At 41.6% G+C, this 17,172-nt stretch carries 16 protein-coding genes; 7 read left to right on the top strand and 9 right to left on the bottom strand.

Annotated elements, in window-relative coordinates:
* Window positions 1-40 precede the first annotated feature (40 nt).
* Genes rfbB through rfbC form a run of 4 tightly spaced genes read left to right on the top strand, consistent with a single transcriptional unit; the run spans window position 41 to window position 3,435 of the window.
* A complete protein-coding gene (gene rfbB / locus ACWQ4X_RS13280) occupies window positions 41-1,108 on the top strand; it encodes a dTDP-glucose 4,6-dehydratase (RefSeq protein ID WP_457903970.1) in 1,068 nt (355 codons plus the stop codon).
* A 2-nt stretch (window positions 1,109-1,110) separates the two neighbouring features.
* A complete protein-coding gene (gene rfbD, locus ACWQ4X_RS13275) occupies window positions 1,111-2,010 on the top strand; it encodes a dTDP-4-dehydrorhamnose reductase (protein ID WP_457903969.1) in 900 nt (299 codons plus the stop codon).
* Window positions 2,007-2,897: a glucose-1-phosphate thymidylyltransferase RfbA gene (rfbA, locus tag ACWQ4X_RS13270; RefSeq protein WP_457903968.1), complete on the top strand. Its 891-nt coding sequence runs from the start codon at window positions 2,007-2,009 to the stop codon at window positions 2,895-2,897. Before rfbD ends, rfbA begins: the two co-directional genes overlap by 4 nt.
* Window positions 2,887-3,435, top strand: coding sequence for a dTDP-4-dehydrorhamnose 3,5-epimerase (gene rfbC, locus ACWQ4X_RS13265; RefSeq protein WP_457903967.1), 549 nt, complete (start codon window positions 2,887-2,889; stop codon window positions 3,433-3,435). Before rfbA ends, rfbC begins: the two co-directional genes overlap by 11 nt.
* A gap of 27 nt (window positions 3,436-3,462) precedes the next feature.
* Here rfbC and ACWQ4X_RS13260 read toward each other — a convergent pair whose 3' ends face one another.
* From ACWQ4X_RS13260 to ACWQ4X_RS13235, 6 genes are all read right to left on the bottom strand, one after another.
* Window positions 3,463-4,482 carry a glycosyltransferase gene (locus ACWQ4X_RS13260; protein ID WP_457903966.1) on the bottom strand — a complete coding sequence of 340 codons (1,020 nt, stop codon included), beginning with the start codon at window positions 4,480-4,482 and terminating at the stop codon, window positions 3,463-3,465.
* A gap of 39 nt (window positions 4,483-4,521) precedes the next feature.
* Window positions 4,522-5,457, bottom strand: a complete 936-nt coding sequence (locus ACWQ4X_RS13255) for a CgeB family protein (protein ID WP_457903965.1) — start codon at window positions 5,455-5,457, stop codon at window positions 4,522-4,524.
* A 2-nt stretch (window positions 5,458-5,459) separates the two neighbouring features.
* Complete coding sequence (locus ACWQ4X_RS13250; RefSeq protein WP_100240612.1) at window positions 5,460-5,675, bottom strand: hypothetical protein; 216 nt, start codon at window positions 5,673-5,675, stop codon at window positions 5,460-5,462.
* A 154-nt stretch (window positions 5,676-5,829) separates the two neighbouring features.
* Window positions 5,830-6,714, bottom strand: a complete 885-nt coding sequence (locus tag ACWQ4X_RS13245) for a lysophospholipid acyltransferase family protein (protein ID WP_457903964.1) — start codon at window positions 6,712-6,714, stop codon at window positions 5,830-5,832.
* Between the two features lie 312 nt (window positions 6,715-7,026).
* Complete coding sequence (aspS, locus tag ACWQ4X_RS13240; RefSeq protein WP_142769497.1) at window positions 7,027-8,814, bottom strand: aspartate--tRNA ligase; 1,788 nt, start codon at window positions 8,812-8,814, stop codon at window positions 7,027-7,029.
* A gap of 161 nt (window positions 8,815-8,975) precedes the next feature.
* Entirely contained in the window at window positions 8,976-9,740 is a 765-nt protein-coding gene (locus ACWQ4X_RS13235) for a DUF4184 family protein (protein WP_457903963.1), read from the bottom strand.
* 156 nt (window positions 9,741-9,896) lie between these two features.
* Here ACWQ4X_RS13235 and znuD point away from each other — a divergent pair, with 156 nt between their 5' ends.
* Window positions 9,897-11,948: a zinc piracy TonB-dependent receptor ZnuD gene (gene znuD, locus ACWQ4X_RS13230; RefSeq protein WP_457903962.1), complete on the top strand. Its 2,052-nt coding sequence runs from the start codon at window positions 9,897-9,899 to the stop codon at window positions 11,946-11,948.
* 105 nt (window positions 11,949-12,053) lie between these two features.
* Window positions 12,054-13,517, top strand: coding sequence for a phospholipase D family protein (locus tag ACWQ4X_RS13225; RefSeq protein ID WP_457903961.1), 1,464 nt, complete (start codon window positions 12,054-12,056; stop codon window positions 13,515-13,517).
* Window positions 13,518-13,597: 80 nt separating this feature from the next.
* On the opposite strand, the gene ACWQ4X_RS13220 is transcribed toward ACWQ4X_RS13225, so the two are convergent.
* Window positions 13,598-14,050, bottom strand: coding sequence for a hypothetical protein (locus ACWQ4X_RS13220; protein WP_161933304.1), 453 nt, complete (start codon window positions 14,048-14,050; stop codon window positions 13,598-13,600).
* Between the two features lie 171 nt (window positions 14,051-14,221).
* On the opposite strand from ACWQ4X_RS13220, the gene ACWQ4X_RS13215 reads away from it, so the two are divergent.
* The gene (locus ACWQ4X_RS13215; RefSeq protein ID WP_457903960.1) at window positions 14,222-14,635 is read left to right on the top strand and encodes an RcnB family protein; all 414 of its coding nucleotides are present in this window, start codon (window positions 14,222-14,224) and stop codon (window positions 14,633-14,635) included.
* Window positions 14,636-14,695: 60 nt separating this feature from the next.
* Here the strand turns inward: ACWQ4X_RS13215 and ACWQ4X_RS13210 are convergent, their stop codons facing one another.
* A complete protein-coding gene (locus tag ACWQ4X_RS13210) occupies window positions 14,696-15,193 on the bottom strand; it encodes a phosphate-starvation-inducible protein PsiE (protein ID WP_457903959.1) in 498 nt (165 codons plus the stop codon).
* 114 nt (window positions 15,194-15,307) lie between these two features.
* On the bottom strand, window positions 15,308-17,089 hold the full coding sequence (locus tag ACWQ4X_RS13205; RefSeq protein WP_457903958.1) for an acyl-CoA dehydrogenase C-terminal domain-containing protein: 1,782 nt from the start codon (window positions 17,087-17,089) through the stop codon (window positions 15,308-15,310).
* Window positions 17,090-17,172: the final 83 nt, after the last annotated feature.

Raw genomic sequence — 17,172 nt, 5'->3', positions numbered from 1 at the left:
TAAAATTTCCCACTAAGAATGTGGAGTCAAATAATTCATTATGAAATTCTTAGTTACCGGCGGTGCTGGTTTTATTGGTTCGGCGGTTATTCGTCATATTATTCAAAATACTGAACATGAAGTATTAAATGTAGATAAACTTACTTATGCTGGAAATTTAGAATCTTTAATTTCCGTAGCAGATAATCCCCGTTATCATTTTTCTCAAACAGACATTTGTGATCGAGCTGCACTAGATCAATTGTTTGCAGACTTCCAACCTGATTTGGTCATGCATTTGGCTGCAGAGTCTCACGTTGACCGCTCAATATCAGGCCCGTTTGCATTTATTGAAACGAATATTATTGGAACTTATCAATTATTAGAAGCGAGCCGTACTTATTGGATGGGGCTTGTAGCAGAAAAAAAATCAGTGTTCCGTTTTCATCATATTTCGACAGATGAAGTTTATGGAGATTTGGAAGGTACAACAGATTTATTCACCGAAACAACTTCTTATTCACCGAGTTCGCCATATTCAGCAAGTAAAGCCAGTTCGGATCACTTGGTTCGTGCTTGGAATCGTACCTATGGCTTACCTGTGGTCGTCACGAACTGCTCAAATAATTATGGACCTTTCCATTTTCCTGAAAAACTCATTCCGTTAATGATCTTAAATGCCTTACAAGGCAAAGCATTGCCTGTTTATGGTAACGGTCAGCAAATTCGTGATTGGCTTTTTGTCGAAGATCATGCACGTGCCTTATATGTTGTAGCCACTCAGGGTAAGGATGGGGAAACGTATAATATTGGTGGACACAATGAAAAAGCCAACATTGAAGTTGTGCATGCAATCTGCCAATTATTGGAAGAGCTAGCGCCAAATAAACCTGAAGGAATTCAGTCTTATCAAGATCTGATTACGTATGTAAAAGATCGCCCTGGTCATGATGTACGTTATGCCATTGATGCTTCAAAAATTAAAGCTGATCTTGGTTGGGTACCTCAAGAATCATTTGAAACTGGACTTAGAAAAACAGTTGAATGGTATTTAAATAATACAGATTGGGTGAGCCATGTTCAAAGTGGTGAATATCAATCATGGTTAAACACACAGTACCAAGGTTAAGTATGAAAATATTATTGCTTGGTAAAAATGGTCAAGTGGGTTGGGAGTTGCAACGAGCACTCGCTCCACTGGCGGAAGTCATTGCATTAGACCGTTTAGGATTGGGTGATTTTTCTGGAGATATGTCTCAGCCACAGGCAATTCGAGAGACCATATTAAAATTAAAGCCCAATGTTGTAGTGAATGCTTCAGCCTATACCGCTGTAGATTTAGCAGAATCAGAATCTGAATCTGAATTGGCTGACTTAATTAATCATCAAGCCGTGAAAGTGATCGCTGATGTGTGTCATCAGGAACAGATTTTATTTGTTCACTATTCCACAGATTATGTTTTTTCAGGGCTTGGCACACAGCCTTTTACAGAAACGGATGTGGTTGCTCCGTTAAATATTTATGGCAAAACCAAGGCCTTGGGTGAACAAGCAATTATTGAGAGTGGCTGTGATCATCTTATCTTTAGAACATCATGGGTCTATGCTGCAAAAGGTAAGAATTTCTTGAAAACGATGCTGAATCTAGCGCAACAAAGACAAGAACTTTCTATTATTAATGATCAGGTGGGGGCACCAACTTCTGCCGAATTAATTGCAGATATTACCGCACATGCTATCCCTCAGGTCTTGGCAAATCAGCAAAAGGCAGGCATCTATCATTTGGTCGCAAGTGGTGAAACCACTTGGTTTGATTATGCGAATTTTATTTTCAAACAAGCACGTATTTTAGGGCAAACTTTACAAGTTGAAAAAGTCAATGCGATTGCTACATCAGCATATCCGACTCCAGCTGTTCGCCCTCATAATTCTCTACTGCATAATGCAAAATTACAAAACACTTTCGAACTTATCCTCCCACAGTGGCAAAAAGGTGTAGAACGAACACTAGCGGAGCTAATCAATCAATGAGCTTAAAACGTAAAGGTATTATTTTGGCGGGTGGTTCAGGTACCCGTTTGCATCCAATTACTAAAGGGGTGTCTAAACAACTCCTCCCAATTTATGATAAACCGATGGTCTATTATCCACTTTCGGTTTTAATGCTGGCAGGCATCCGTGAAATTCTAGTGATTTCGACACCAGAAGATCTGCCTCAATATCAGAAGCTGTTAGGCGATGGTTCTCAATTTGGTATTGAGTTGAGCTATAAAGTCCAACCATCTCCAGATGGTCTTGCTCAGGCATTTTTGATTGGTGAAGAATTTATTGGTCAAGACAATGTTTGCTTAATCTTGGGTGACAATATTTATTATGGACAAAGTTTCGGTAAACAATTAGAAGCTGCGAGTGCGAGAGAGCAGGGTGCCACTGTCTTTGGCTATCATGTGACTGATCCTGAAAGATTTGGTGTGGTTGAATTTGATGCTACAGGCAAGGTTCTGAGTATTGAAGAAAAGCCTTCGAAACCAAAGTCACCATATGCGGTAACGGGATTATATTTCTATGACAACAGAGTGATTGAGTTTGCCAAGCAAGTAAAACCTTCGGCACGTGGTGAGCTAGAAATTACGGATATTAATAATGCTTACCTGAAAGATGGTTCATTGAATGTTGAACTTTTAGGTCGTGGTTTCGCTTGGTTAGATACAGGTACACACGAGTCTTTACTCGAAGCAGGTCACTTTATTTATACCATTGAAAAGCGCCAATCACTGAAGGTTGCATGCTTGGAAGAAATTGGGTTTCATCAAGGCTGGATTAGTGCTGAACAACTTTTAGAGAGTGCGACAGCATTACAAAAAACTGAATATGGTCAGTATTTGAAAAAGATTTGGGAAGAAGCAAATGCAGGTTGAAACCACGAAAATTGAAGGTTTACTTATTCTTCAGCCGAATGTCTTTGGTGATGACCGTGGCTGGTTTATGGAAAGTTTTAATCAGCAAAGATTTGCACAAGCACTAGAGCAGTTGAATCAGCCTGTCCCGACATTTGTACAAGATAACCATTCTTTGTCTCAAAAAGGGGTATTACGTGGCTTGCATTATCAAAAGGCACCTTATGGTCAGGGAAAACTGGTTCGTGTAGTACAAGGACGGGCTTGGGATGTTGCTGTCGATATTCGCTCTGAATCGGCAACCTATGGTCAGTGGGTTGGAGTGGAGTTGAGTGCCGAAAATAAAACCATGTTTTGGATTCCTGAAGGCTTTGCACATGGCTTTTTAGCTTTGGAAGACAACACTCAATTTCTATATAAGACCACCAATTATTATCATAAAGAGAGTGAAGGGGCGATTATTTGGAATGACCCGACGCTTGCAATCGCATGGCCTTTACATGAAATTGAAGAAGTGCTGGTGAGTGATAAAGATAATTTAGCCAGTTCATTCAAATAAAAAAGAGGAGCAATCGCTCCTCTTTTTTTATTTTGGTTGATTCAACATGATTTTATAAGGTGCGACGAAAGCAACCGAAAGAATAAACTGGATGCTCAACTTTAGAATATAAAAAGGAACAACATAAAAAGGGATTGTGCGTAAAGCAAGCATACTGGTAGGGATAATCCGGTCATAATAGCGACGTCGTATCGCTAATGAAGCATTCTTACGTAACTCTTTAGATAATGCCTTTTTATTCTTAAAATAAACTGTATTGGCTAAGGGTTGGGTCTTCCGATAATCATTAAGGAAAGTGTTCATACTTTCTCGGAATAGAATGACTTGTCGACGTACTTCAAAATGATCTTTCTTTTTCTTGGCTTGAGCAATGACACTGGTATCGTGATAACGGAAATAATTTAAACATTCAGCCGTATAAAAAAGATCACCTTGGGAGATGATTTTTGCCCAAATTTCCCAGTCTCCGATAAATCTTAGACTTGGATTTGCACCACCAACGTCAAGATAGGTTTGTTTTTTAAAGAGCATACCGCTTGCATTAGGGACTGTATTCTGACGATTCAAAAAGCGATTGATGTATTCAAGTCCTGACATTGCAAAGTCGTTTGCAAACAAGATTGGATCAACAGCATCGGTAAAATCCTTCCATGAACCAGTCACTTCACCTTGGGCATTCATACGATGTGATTGACTATAAGCCAAAACCAAATTCGGATTTTGGATAAAATGAGTAACCAGCTTCTCTAGAAAAGTAGCATCAGCAACATCATCTGATTCAGCAATCCAAATTAATTCACCTTTGGCAAGGCTCATCCCTTTATTCCATTGATAAAAGGTTGAGCCCGAGTTTTTATCATTGATAATACAGTGCGACACCTTTGGGTGATTTTTGTATTTATTTAAAATCTCGGCACTATGATCAGGTGATAAATCATCTAAAAGAATCAGTTCAAACTCTGTATAAGTTTGCTGCAAAATACTTTCAATTCTTTCTTCAAGATATTGTGCATGGTTATAACTCGGGACAATGACGCTCACAAACACGGAGAGAAAAACCTTATAATCAAATGGGAGAATAAATAGCTAGAGTAAGGTATCAATAATCGTTTCTAACCTATTTTTATAAGTATGATGTTGTTGAACCTTATTCATTGCTTCTAAAGGATTAATGATGGTCTCATTAAGTTTCCTCTGCAGTTCGGATGGATCCATAAAGCAGATAATTTCTTTTTGAACATCAAAGGCAAATTCCAAATCTTTGACATATTCGCTGACCAGAATACACCCACAAGCAGGTGCTTCAAAGCATCGCATATTCATGCCTTGACGAATGTTACTTTTGTTGATGACATTTAAGACATAACGATGCTGACGATAAAGTTCGGCAACTTTTTCTAAGCTAATATTTTGTGGGTAAATGCTACTATTGGGTTTGTTCAGCTTATCCCAACCTTTGCCATAGATGGACATAGGTAAAGGAATTTGTTCCAACAGTTGTTGGCGATCTGGCGACCAAGCACCTACAAATAGCAAACGATCATTTTTTTCTGTTGTCTCGTTAAAGAATATATCCGGATTATATGCAAGGGGCAGATAGGTTGTTTGGGTAAGTCCTAAATTTGCTGCATCATCAAGGAAACTAGAATCGGTAAAGCAGTACAGATCAATAATATCTTTGGATTTGAGGAGACGGTGATCAAAAAAATCACCGATCCAGTGTGCGATTTTTCCTGAATATTCAGAGAAAACCTGCAATAAATAGTCATTAAAATAGAATAAATCAGCAATCAGAATTAAATCAGGCTGAAATTGTTGAATCTTTTTTTTGAGTAAATTGGCGGTATAGCGATCTTTATTTGGAAGGAATTTTTTTAAGAAACGTTCCTGACTATTATTATGATTAAGCGCAAATCCTTGAATTTGATAAGGTGAGTGTGGCTTTTGAATTGCAAGAAGATTTTCATACCATTGTAGAATGCCACCACGTTTTCCAATCACAAGGATTTTATGCTTAGACATGATTAACGATCCGGATTGCCTTTCAGCACCATATAAATCAAACCGACAAAGATGGCAAAGGCACCACCTAAGCTACTCACACAGAAATACAGAATACGGTCAGAGGTATCGAGGTTAAACAGTCCATTGGCAAGAATATAGCGCATGAACAACCACTGGACGATTGCAAAAACAATTACCACTAGACCACGACGGCGGACTTCAGGACGCATAGCCATACGCTTGCTCATCTATCAACATAAAAACTGCGGGCTATTATGCCACTACTGAGAATTGATCTCAAATGAATAAAAATAATCTACTGTAAGCTGATATAAAATCACGCAAATATTTAATTTTGTATGTCCCATCACTGGATGTACTTGCTGAAAATTAGATTGTTGGTTGCTTGCGATAAACATTTACATTGCCATAACAATTTCTAAACCGCTTATATGACCAGATGTACTGTTCTGGTTTGAGTTGAATCATTTCTTGCATTGCGAGATTCAAACCGTCGACAGACTCCTGTAAATCTTTGGAAAGAATGGTTGGAGATAATTCGGTGCAATGTACATCGAAACTCGATAATTCAGGATTACGGATACAGCTTAATCCAATCACATTACATTGAGTTTTGGCTGCCATTTTAGAGACTAGTGTTGCAGATAAGGTGTTTTGTTGAAAAAAATGAGAGTAAATGCCGCCTGATGCTTTGGGTAAGTGGTCAGGCAAAACCACGGTAAGTCCACCTTGCTTATGATGTTTAAAAATTTGGCGAATCCCTGTTTCATTTGTAGGGACCAAGCTGGCATTACCCTTTTGGCGTGCATCCAGAATATAGCGATTTACGCCTTTGATTTTGTCAGGTTTGTACATGATCATCGGTTGCGAATAAAGATTTAGCCATGCATTTAATAGTTCCCAACAGCCGAAATGAGGAACGACTACAATGACGCCTTTTTGATTGGCCAAAGCTTTTTCTAACAATTCTGCACCGTGAATATTTTTGAGTAAGTCGAGGCTATATTGGGGAGGCATTCCCCAGCATTTCACAAATTCGATATAGGTCATACATTGGCTTTGAATGCTTCGGCGAATGAGCTTTTGTAACTCTTGTTCATTTAATTCTGGATAGGCCAATTTAAGATTAATGGTTGTAATTCGTTTGATGGAGGAATTTGTATGAAAGAAGAAATGGGCAATCCAAAGCGCAATTCTTTGTAAAAATGACAATGGAAAAATTGCGATAAATTTAAGTAATAAATAAATAGCCATATTTTGACTCAAGAATCTTTCTGAAAAGATATGGTGAGAGAAAATTTTGCAAAGAGACTTAAAAATCTAAGATAGATAAAATCAAAAAAAGATGAGCATCTTAAGAACAAAATGGATGATTGAATAGAATAATTAGGGCAAGAACTGCTGCAACAGAATATAGGCTATCGATGCGTACTCTAAGCGCGATGACGTAAAAATTCAAAAGGAAATTTTAAAAAATGCTTGGTAAAAGTGTAATTTTCAAACATGGAATTCATTTGAAAATAAAAAAACCCTGCACTAATGCAGGGTTTTTAGTGAAGTCAAAGCTTATGCTTCTTTCGCTTCAGCTTTTTGCTTTTCACGTAAACGAATACCCAAGTCACGCAATTGGTTGGCTTCAACTGGCGCTGGCGCTTGAGTCAATGGACATTCAGCAGTTTTGGTTTTCGGGAACGCAATCACATCACGAATAGAAGATGCACCCGTCATCAACATGATTAAACGGTCAAGACCGAATGCCAAACCACCGTGTGGAGGCGCGCCATAACGTAGAGCATTCAATAAGAAGCTGAATTTCTCTTCTGCTTCTTCTTCACCAATACCTAAAGCTTCAAAAATGGCTTTTTGCATTTCTAAAGTATAAATACGCAGTGAACCGCCACCAATTTCAGTACCGTTTAACACCATGTCGTAAGCAACTGAAAGCGCAGCACCTGGGTTGTTCTTCACGTCTTCAACACTTGATTTTGGTAGTGTGAAAGGGTGATGCACAGAGGTCCATTTGCCATCATCAGTTTCTTCGAACATTGGGAAGTCAACCACCCAAAGCGGTGCCCACTCGCAAGTTGCAAGGTTCATGTCATGACCAATCTTCACACGAAGCGCGCCCATGGCATCATTTACAACTTTGGCTTTGTCTGCACCGAAGAATACGATGTCGCCATTTTCAGCACCAACACGTTTCAATAGATCCAGTACGATTGGCTCAATGAATTTCACGATTGGTGATTGCAGACCTTCAATGCCTTTTTCAAGTTCGTTGACTTTGATGTAAGCCAAACCTTTCGCACCGTAGATGCCTACGAATTTCGTGTATTCGTCGATTGCACTACGTGGAAGAGAACCTGCACCTGGTACGCGAAGCGCAACGATACGGCCTTTAGGATCTTTTGCAGGACCAGCAAAGACTTTGAACTCAACGTCTTGCATCAAGTCTGCAACGTCAACCAATTTCAACGGAATACGCATATCTGGTTTGTCAGAGGCATAATCACGCATCGCATCGGCATAAGTCATACGTTCAAATTTATCGAATTTAACATTCAATAATTCGTTGAACATTTTAACCGTTAAGCCTTCCATTAAATCCATGATGTCATCGTCACTCATGAACGATGTTTCAACGTCGATTTGGGTAAATTCAGGCTGACGATCCGCACGTAAATCTTCGTCACGGAAACATTTTGCAATTTGGTAATAACGATCGATACCACCCACCATTAACAACTGTTTGAACAATTGTGGTGATTGCGGTAATGCATAGAAGCTACCATTTGAAACACGGCTTGGGACTAAATAGTCACGCGCACCTTCTGGGGTTGCACGAGTCAAGATTGGTGTTTCAACGTCCAAGAAACCATGATCTTCAAAATAGTTACGGATCAAGTTGGTTACTTTAGAACGGAAGCGTAAACGATCTAACATTTCTGGACGACGGATGTCCAAGAAACGATATTTCAAACGAATTTCTTCAGAAATATTGGTGTTTTCGTCATTGAGTGGGAATGGAGGTGTTTCAGAAGCGGCAAGAACTTCGATTTCTTTACCTAAAACTTCAATTTGACCACTCACCATATTGGCATTTTCAGTACCCGCATAACGACGACGGACACGACCAGTAATTTTTAATACGAATTCAGAACGTGCTTTGTCGGCTGTTTCAAACGCTTCTGGAGTATCTGGGTCAATGACCACTTGTACAAGACCATCACGGTCACGCATATCAAGGAAGATCACACCACCGTGGTCACGACGACGGTGTACCCAGCCACAGAGAGTGACTGTTTCATCAATTTGAGCTTCGGTTAAAGAACCGCAGTAATGAGTTCGCATCATAGCGTATAAAATCCAACTATATGGGTTAAGGAAGCGCATACGTAAACAGCGTACCGCCTGTAAAGGGAGGATTATGCCTCGTTGAGGATTTTGTCACAAGGACTAGATCCAAATTCCTCAGGAATTCAGCACTTTTCGATGCAACATTCAGGTATCAAAACTTATTTGAAATGCCGTTGGTGATCTAAAAACATAAACAGCACACAACCGAAACTAAAGGTGATGAGGGCAGCTTGGCTGAATTCATTGATACTTCGCGCTGTAAAATAATACAGGTTGGACATCCACAGCTCTGGGGTGAAATAGCGCGCATAATCCCAAACGGAATAACAACCCAAAAGTAAGGTTAACGTAAGCAAGCTCCATGCATAAATTTTAATGCTCGGAGCGACAGTTTGGCTTTGTCTAAATTTTTGATAATAGTGTGCGCACATCCAAAATAAGAAGGGCAAAGCCGCGGCTGAAGTTCCGATTTGTAGAACTAAATGCACGGGGAAACTGTGCCCGAAGAGCATGATGTTTCGACTCAGGAAGTCATGAAAAGCGAAGGTACGAAAGTCGACATGCGTCAGTCCATCCCAAATCAGATGAGTGCTCACACCCAACAGAATGGCGAGCACAACACCGACAGCAAAGCCCAATATGCTACGCAGTCGATTGAGCCTTAATGGATCTTTTAGCCCGAAGAAACGGTACAACACAGGGCGATACAGCGCATACCAGAACAGGCAGAAAATCAGCCCAATCCATAAATTCGGTTCAATCAAGGCGCGCCAAAGGTGAGTTTTTCCGCCATCATGTTGCGTAAACAAACGGATCAAATCAGGTGTCATACAGCCAATCGCAAGTGCGGCAATCGGTAAACGACCTTGAGTCAGTTTGGAGAGTGGCGGGGCAAGAACCGCATGGGATAGGGTAAATGGCATGGCATCTGGTATTTAATAAATTTTTATGAAGTATTGGGTATAGTTCATCTTTTTTCAGTGTAAAGCAGCCAATGGGTAATTTCTGTTTTTTATTGCAAATTTGTTGTAATGTTATATTATAGCAATTAATAAATTCCACCAGACCTTATCTGACTCATGCTATTTCATAAGAATTTACTTTCAGTTGCAATTCTCGCCGTGATTGCACCTTCTGTTTTTGCTCAAGATGATGAATCTGCACACACCTTATCGACCATTCAGTTACAGGCACATCCCCTCGTACAAAGTGCCGCCGATTTTGCGGTAGCAGATCATGTGGTGGATCACAAACAATTGGCTGAACGTGGTGCAACCATTGGTGATGCACTGGCAGATGAGTTAGGGGTGCATTCAAGTCAGTTTGGATCAGGTTCAAGCCGTCCTGTGATTCGTGGGCAAGAAGGCGCGCGCGTGAAAGTGCTGGAACAGGCTTCTGAAACAGCCGATGTCTCGACTTTATCACCAGACCATGCGGTCACGGTTGATCCGATTTTAGCCAAGCAAGTGGAACTGATTCGTGGACCGTCGACCTTGCTCTACAGTGCCGGTACGGTCGGTGGCTTGGTCAATGTCACAGATAACAAGATCCCTACCCAAATGCCTGCAAAGGGTTATGAGGGGCAAGTCGGTTTACGCTACAACTCGGGTAATGACGAAAAGCTTGCGAGTGCAGGAGCAACCGTGGCATTGGGTGATCAGGTGGCGTTACGTGTGGAAGGTTTAAAGCGTAAAGCCAATAGTTATATTGCCCCAGATTATGTACATGAACATGAGGGCGAACTTGAAAAAGAACGCCGTGTTGACAATACCTTTGCCGATGGGCAAACCGTGAATGTTGGATTATCGTGGATTCATGATCGAGGCTTTACGGGAGTTTCTTATAGTAACCGTCAAGACCAGTATGGCTTGCCGGGGCATAGCCATGAATATGAAAGCTGCCATCCACATGATGACGAGTTGCACTGCGGTTCACATGATGGACATGACCATGACGAGGAAGAAGATGAGCATGGCGGACCATGGGTCGATTTAAAATCTGAACGTTATGATTTCCGTACTGAACTCAATCAGCCTTTCCAAGGGTTTGAGAAACTGCGTGCGCATGCCAGTTATACGGACTACAAGCATGATGAGATTGAAGAAGGCGTAGCGGCGACCACATTTAAAAGTCAGGGTTACGATGCCCGTTTAGAATTACTGCATAACCCACTGGGCGCGTGGGAAGGGGTGATTGGTACTCAGGTTGCGCGTCAAAAGCTGGATATCATAGGTGAAGAGGCGCTCTTTTCAGGTCCGAGTACTACCGATAAATGGAGTCTGTTTGCTTTAGAACATACACAGTGGAAAGATGTGCATTTTGAGCTGGCAGCTCGTTTTGACCAGCAAAACATTGATATTGATTCACCGCAAAAAGATTATGATGATCATGCCATTTCATATTCAGGCGCAGCAAATTGGGCATTTGCACCTGACTATAAATTGTCATTGGTGGCATCGCATCAAGAACGCTTACCTTTGGCGCAAGAGCTATATGCCGACGGCAAACATTTGGCGACCAATACCTATGAACGCGGCAATGAAAATCTAGACGTCGAAAAATCCAATAACCTTGAGTTGGGCTTGCACTACGAAACCGATCGTTTTGATTATCATGTGCATGTTTATCATAACTGGTTCGACTCTTATATTTATGCACAAACCACAGACCAGTATGAAAACTTCCGTTTAGTGGATTATACCCAAGACAAAGCCAAGTTTTACGGCACTGAAGCACAAGCGTCTTATCAACTGAATGACCTGTATAAGCTCAGTGTATTTGGGGATTATGTTCGCGGAAAAATTGACAATGAAAATGCGCCACGTGTACCTGCAGGACGTTTGGGCAGTAAAGTGGATGTTGATTTTGCCGATGGCTGGTCGGGTTTAGCCGAATATTATCATGTGTTTAAGCAAGACAAGATCACGGCGTATGAGCAAGAAACCGCAGGCTATAATATGGTTAATCTTGGGATTGCCTATGCAGCGCCAGCCATTGCAGACACCAATTATCGCGTGTATTTCAAAGCCAATAACTTGCTAGATGAACAGGTGTATCAGCATGCATCATTCTTGGCCAATATTCCGCAAATGGGACGTAACTTCACGGTGGGCTTAGAGTTTGGTTTCTAAATTTTGCTAGGCTTTTGGAATTGAATCAAGACCTTGTCACAGAAAGCCACTTGAAAATCATGCGCAGAAAACCTAGCCTGAGACGATTGGGTTAGGTTTTTTGTTATGCGTATTCTCCGAAAAGTTCAACATAAATTAAATTGGTCACCGCGACGCTATGTGGCGGTGTTTGTGGGTTTATTGGCTCTAGGCTATTTGGCTTCAGGCATTTATCACACTGTAAAACCCTTACCCGAAGGTTTGAATTACACGGGTAAACTACGCCATGCCCAAGTCAAATTCCTCGCTGATCTGACCTATTTAACGCCTGAGGGCAAACAGCAGCAACAGCATGTGATTTTCAATGAAATGCTGAAAATGATTGATGAGGCGAAAACCACCATTGTGCTGGATATGTTTCTGTTTAACAAAGAAGTGGGGGAGTCTAAAGTTCAGCAACAGGCTTTAACACAGCAGTTAACCGATGCGCTGATTTCTAAACGCCGTCAATATCCAGAGATGGACATCAAATTCATTACTGATCCGATCAATTCAGTGTATGGCGGATTGGCACCTGAACACTATCGTCAATTGCGTCAGGCTGGAATCGATGTGATTGAAACGGATTTACGTCCACTACGTGCTTCAAATCCGACTTGGTCGGGTTTCTGGTATTTGTGCTGTCAAGATGCAGGCAATAACCCAGAAAAAGGCTGGCTACCAAACCCATTTGGCAAAGACCCAATTACCTTACGCAGTTATTTTAATTTATTTAATTTTAAAGCCAATCATCGTAAAACCTTGGTGGTGGATACCGCTGAAGGCTGGAAGACGTTAGTGACGTCCATGAATCCGCATGATGGCAGTTCGCGTCATTCCAATGTGGCTTTGGTGGTCACAGGCAATACTGCCGTGGACGTCTTAAAGACAGAGCAAACAGTTGCGAAAATGTCGGGTACTGAACTCCCAACAGTGATTTTGGGGGAATACGAAGCAGCAAAAACCGAGCCGCAGGTACAAGTTTTGACCGAGCAAGCGATTCTGGATGCCACCTTAAAGTTAATAGAATCTGCGAAAAAACAGGATCAGATTGATTTGGCCATGTTCTATTTGTCTGAACGACAGACGATTCAAGCCCTCATTGCAGCACAAGAGCGTGGTGTAAAACTGCGGGTTTTACTTGATCCGAATAAGGATGCGTTTGGACGCCAGAAGAATGGGATTCCTAACCGTCAGGTCGCTTCTGAACTACATCAGGCAGGTATCCCTGTACGCTGGTGTAATACGCAAGGTGAGCAATGCCACAGTAAGATGATCATTAAACGCAGTGGAAATGCGAGCGAGCTGATTTTAGGCTCAGCCAATTTCACTGCGCGCAATATCAAAAATTATAATTTGGAAACAGATTTACGCGTGGTCGGTTCGACTCAAGCGCAGGTGTTCCAAGATGCAGATCAGTATTTTAATACTGCATGGTCGAATTTAGAGGGCAAGCAGATGAGTGTCGACTATGCGCAATATGCAGATGAGTCTAAATTGAAATATGCCTTATATCGCTTTATGGAATGGAGTGGCTTGTCGACGTTTTAATTGTTAGTCCCTCCTGACCTCCCTTTGCGAAAGGGAGGAAATTCCTTTTGGAGATAGGAAATAGGAGGGGAAAATATAGTTTATACCTGAGGATTTGGCGGAATGATTTGATCCAAATCTTTATCGCTCATGTTATCCAGTTCGTGCAGATCAGTTTTGATTTTCCATTTTTCAGCGTCTTCCACAGGGCTCGGGAGGCGCGCTTCAAGCCAATCACAGACCACATCGGGTGGAAAGTCTGCGTGATTACATTGAATGACCCAAGAGAGAAACTGTTTTGCTTCACCATTCATATATGGAGGAGGCGAAACGGGGAGAAATTGCGTCGGTAAACGTTCATTGGTCGAAATATAATTTAAGACATGTCCCAGTTCTTGTACCGTTTGCCACGCTAGTGGGTGGTCGATATTAATCTGGAATTTAAACCACCACGCATGTTGACCATCCGTTCCATAAGAATCGATAAATTTTGCTTGTACACTTGGAACTTTAGAGAAAAATTGATGCAGTCGTTCAAAACTTAATTCCGCCACAATGTTCAGCCTAATCCATGAAAAAGCTTATATTAGCATAAAGCGTGACAAGCAAAATTGAGAATAGCTGGATGTCTGGTGGCTACAAATCTTTGCGTAGCCTGCTGGTTTTATCCATGCTTGAATCCAAAAAACGGTTAAAATATACATAAAGACAGTTGGGAGAAGCAGATGACGGCCAAATACTATGTTGCATGCGCTATCGCGATCCTCATGTTGAGTTCAAGCTATGCTTCGGCGGATGCCAATCAATGGTCAAACTATCAAGATAGTAGTACCAAACGCCCGAATTATCGACCTTATCCACCACAACCGCCTTATCCAAACCGACCATATCCACCGCATGATCATCGTCCTCCCCATTGGGACCGACCACAAGCCAATGTCAGCATCAATATGCAGGCACCCACATATACCCAATATAACCATCAAAGTACCAGCTATGTTTTTGGGGATGCAAATTCCCGCATAGAAAGTTCGAATTATCGGATTATCAATGATTGGCAACGTTTAGGACTGCCTGAACCACCGCAAAACATGTACTGGATTTTTGAAAATGGTCGCTATGTGTTAGTCCCAAGATAAGATTCCCTTCTCCGATGCTTGGATGAGAGATCGCTAGGTGCATCAAAGAAGGAAGCATACTTAAGCCAGTTCATCATCTTCTGGGCGTGGGGTTTTACCTAGCGGTAAGGGTTTATCATGATGTTTATCGCGGATGACGGAAGGAAACGTCCATGATGCATAGCGCACAATTAAAATGGCTAGCGCAAGAATCAGAATTGAACCCGTAATAATCATCAGATCCATATCGGCTTTATGGTCGTGTTGAATATCCGAAATGAGCAGACGGGTAAGGGCGGTGATTGCCACATAAATCAAGAAGCGCACGGGCATGTGGTTGGTTTTAAAATAAATGCCCACCATGGCACCCAATTCCAAATAGATAAATAACAACAGAATATCGTCAATGGTAGCGTATTGTTTGACTGTGAGGATTTCAATCACGGTATGTACCGCAGACCATGCCACCATACAGCCAATAATGAACAGGGCAATGTAATGGAAGCTTTCTACCGCTAGATTGCCTAGACGGTCGAGGAGGGTTTCAAGTTTGGCAACTTTAGGTTTATGTTCTGACATTTTGACCTCCTATGCTTTAAATAATATGGTATTCAAGCATAAGCAAATTTCATGCACATGAACGTTATGAAAAAAAAACGCCTGACAATGCAGGCGTTTTTTTATTTTTAAGGCTTATGCTTGGCTAGTGAAGTAGTCTTCGCTGAAGTTCATAATCAAGTCAGAACCTGCTTTGACTTTAGCAATACGCATGTCTAATTCTGGAAGAATGCGTTGTGCGAAGTATTGAGCAAGCGCCAATTTGTTTTGGAAGAATTCACCATCTTTGTCTTTTGCAGCATTGGCAATGCGCGCAAACATGTAAGCGAAGCTTAACAAACCAACTGCGTGTAAGTAATCCACCGCTGCTGCATTCGGGAATTCAACATTTTCAGCCGCTTGCGCAAGAACGAATTGAGTCAGGTCTGCAACTTCTGTAGCAGCATCTAATGTTGCATCTTTAATGAAGTTTAAGTCAGCATCTAAACCGTTGGCGAAATCACGAATTTCTTCGATGTATTCAGCTACGTAGGCACCGTTACACTTAATGGTTTTACGACCGATCAAGTCTTGAGACTGAACACCGTTGGTGCCTTCGTAAATCTGTGCAATACGTAGGTCACGTACACATTGCTCCATGCCCCATTCACGAATATAACCATGACCACCGAAGCACATTTGTGCATCAAGCGTTGCTTGGAATGCAGTATCAGTTAAGTAAGCTTTTGCAATTGGTGTCAAAAGTGCAACGCGATTGTTGGCTTTTTTCACTGCTTCAGCATCAGTCGAGAATTTGGTGATGTCTAACTGTTGACCCACATACACTGCAAATGCACGCGATGCTTCATTGTTCGCACGTACGTTTAACAACATACGACGTACATCACCATGCACTAAAATGCTGTCTGCTGGCTTGTTTGGAGATTTCACACCAGACGCGCTACGACCTTGTAAACGATCCGTCGCATATTGTGCCGCATTTTGATAAGCAAATTCAGACGCACCGAGACCTTGAATACCCATAGACAAACGTTCGTAGTTCATCATGACGAACATAGCTGCAAGACCTTCGTTTTCTTTGCCCACGAGGTAGCCTTTTGCACCGTCAAAGTTCATGACGCAAGTTGCAGAAGCTTTGATCCCCATTTTGTGTTCGATTGAACCAGGACCTGCGGCATTACGCTCGCCCACTGAACCATCTTCGTTTACAAGGAATTTCGGTACGATGAATAAAGAAATACCACGTGAACCTGCAGGCGCATCTGGAGTTTTCGCTAAGACCAAGTGAATGATGTTTTCAGCTAAGTCGTGGTCACCGCCTGTAATGAAGATTTTCGTACCCGTAATGTTGTAAGTACCATCTTGGTTAGGTTCAGCTTTGGTTTTGATAATCCCTAAATCTGTTCCTGAGTGTGGTTCAGTTAAGCACATGGTGCCTGACCATTCACCAGAGTAGATTTTAGGTAAATACGTTTCTTTTTGCTCTTGAGATGCATAGCTGTTTAATGCCATACCTGCACCCACTGAAAGTAATGGGTAAAGCATGAAAGACGGGTTGGTTGCGAACAGCATTTCGTCAGAAAGTACAGTCAGCATTTTAGGCATGCCTTGGCCGCCCCATTCTTCTTCTGCACCTAAACCAATCCAGCCACCTTGAGCATATTGTTGGAAAGCTTCTTTGAAACCAGCAGGTGTCGTCACTGCGCCATTGTTATAAGTTGCACCTTCTTCATCACCTGTACGGTTCAGCGGAAGCGTTACATTTTGCGCAAATTTCGCCATCTCTTCCAAAATAGCTTCTGCAGTCGCTGCATCTAAATGTGCTAGATTTTCGTTAGACTGCCAGAATTGTTCTGCGTTAAAAACATCATTTAAGATGAATTTCATATCTGCAAGCGGTGCATTATAAATTGGCATAGTTAGTTCACCTTTGTTGTATACATCATGTGCCGAGTGTGGAATAACACGCGATCACACGTATTATTGATAGAATTAAATTT

Source organism: Acinetobacter sp. NigerLNRRAM0016 (assembly GCF_054112845.1).
Note: the sequence above shows the minus strand (reverse complement) of the source record. Positions and strands in the feature narration are given on the sequence as shown.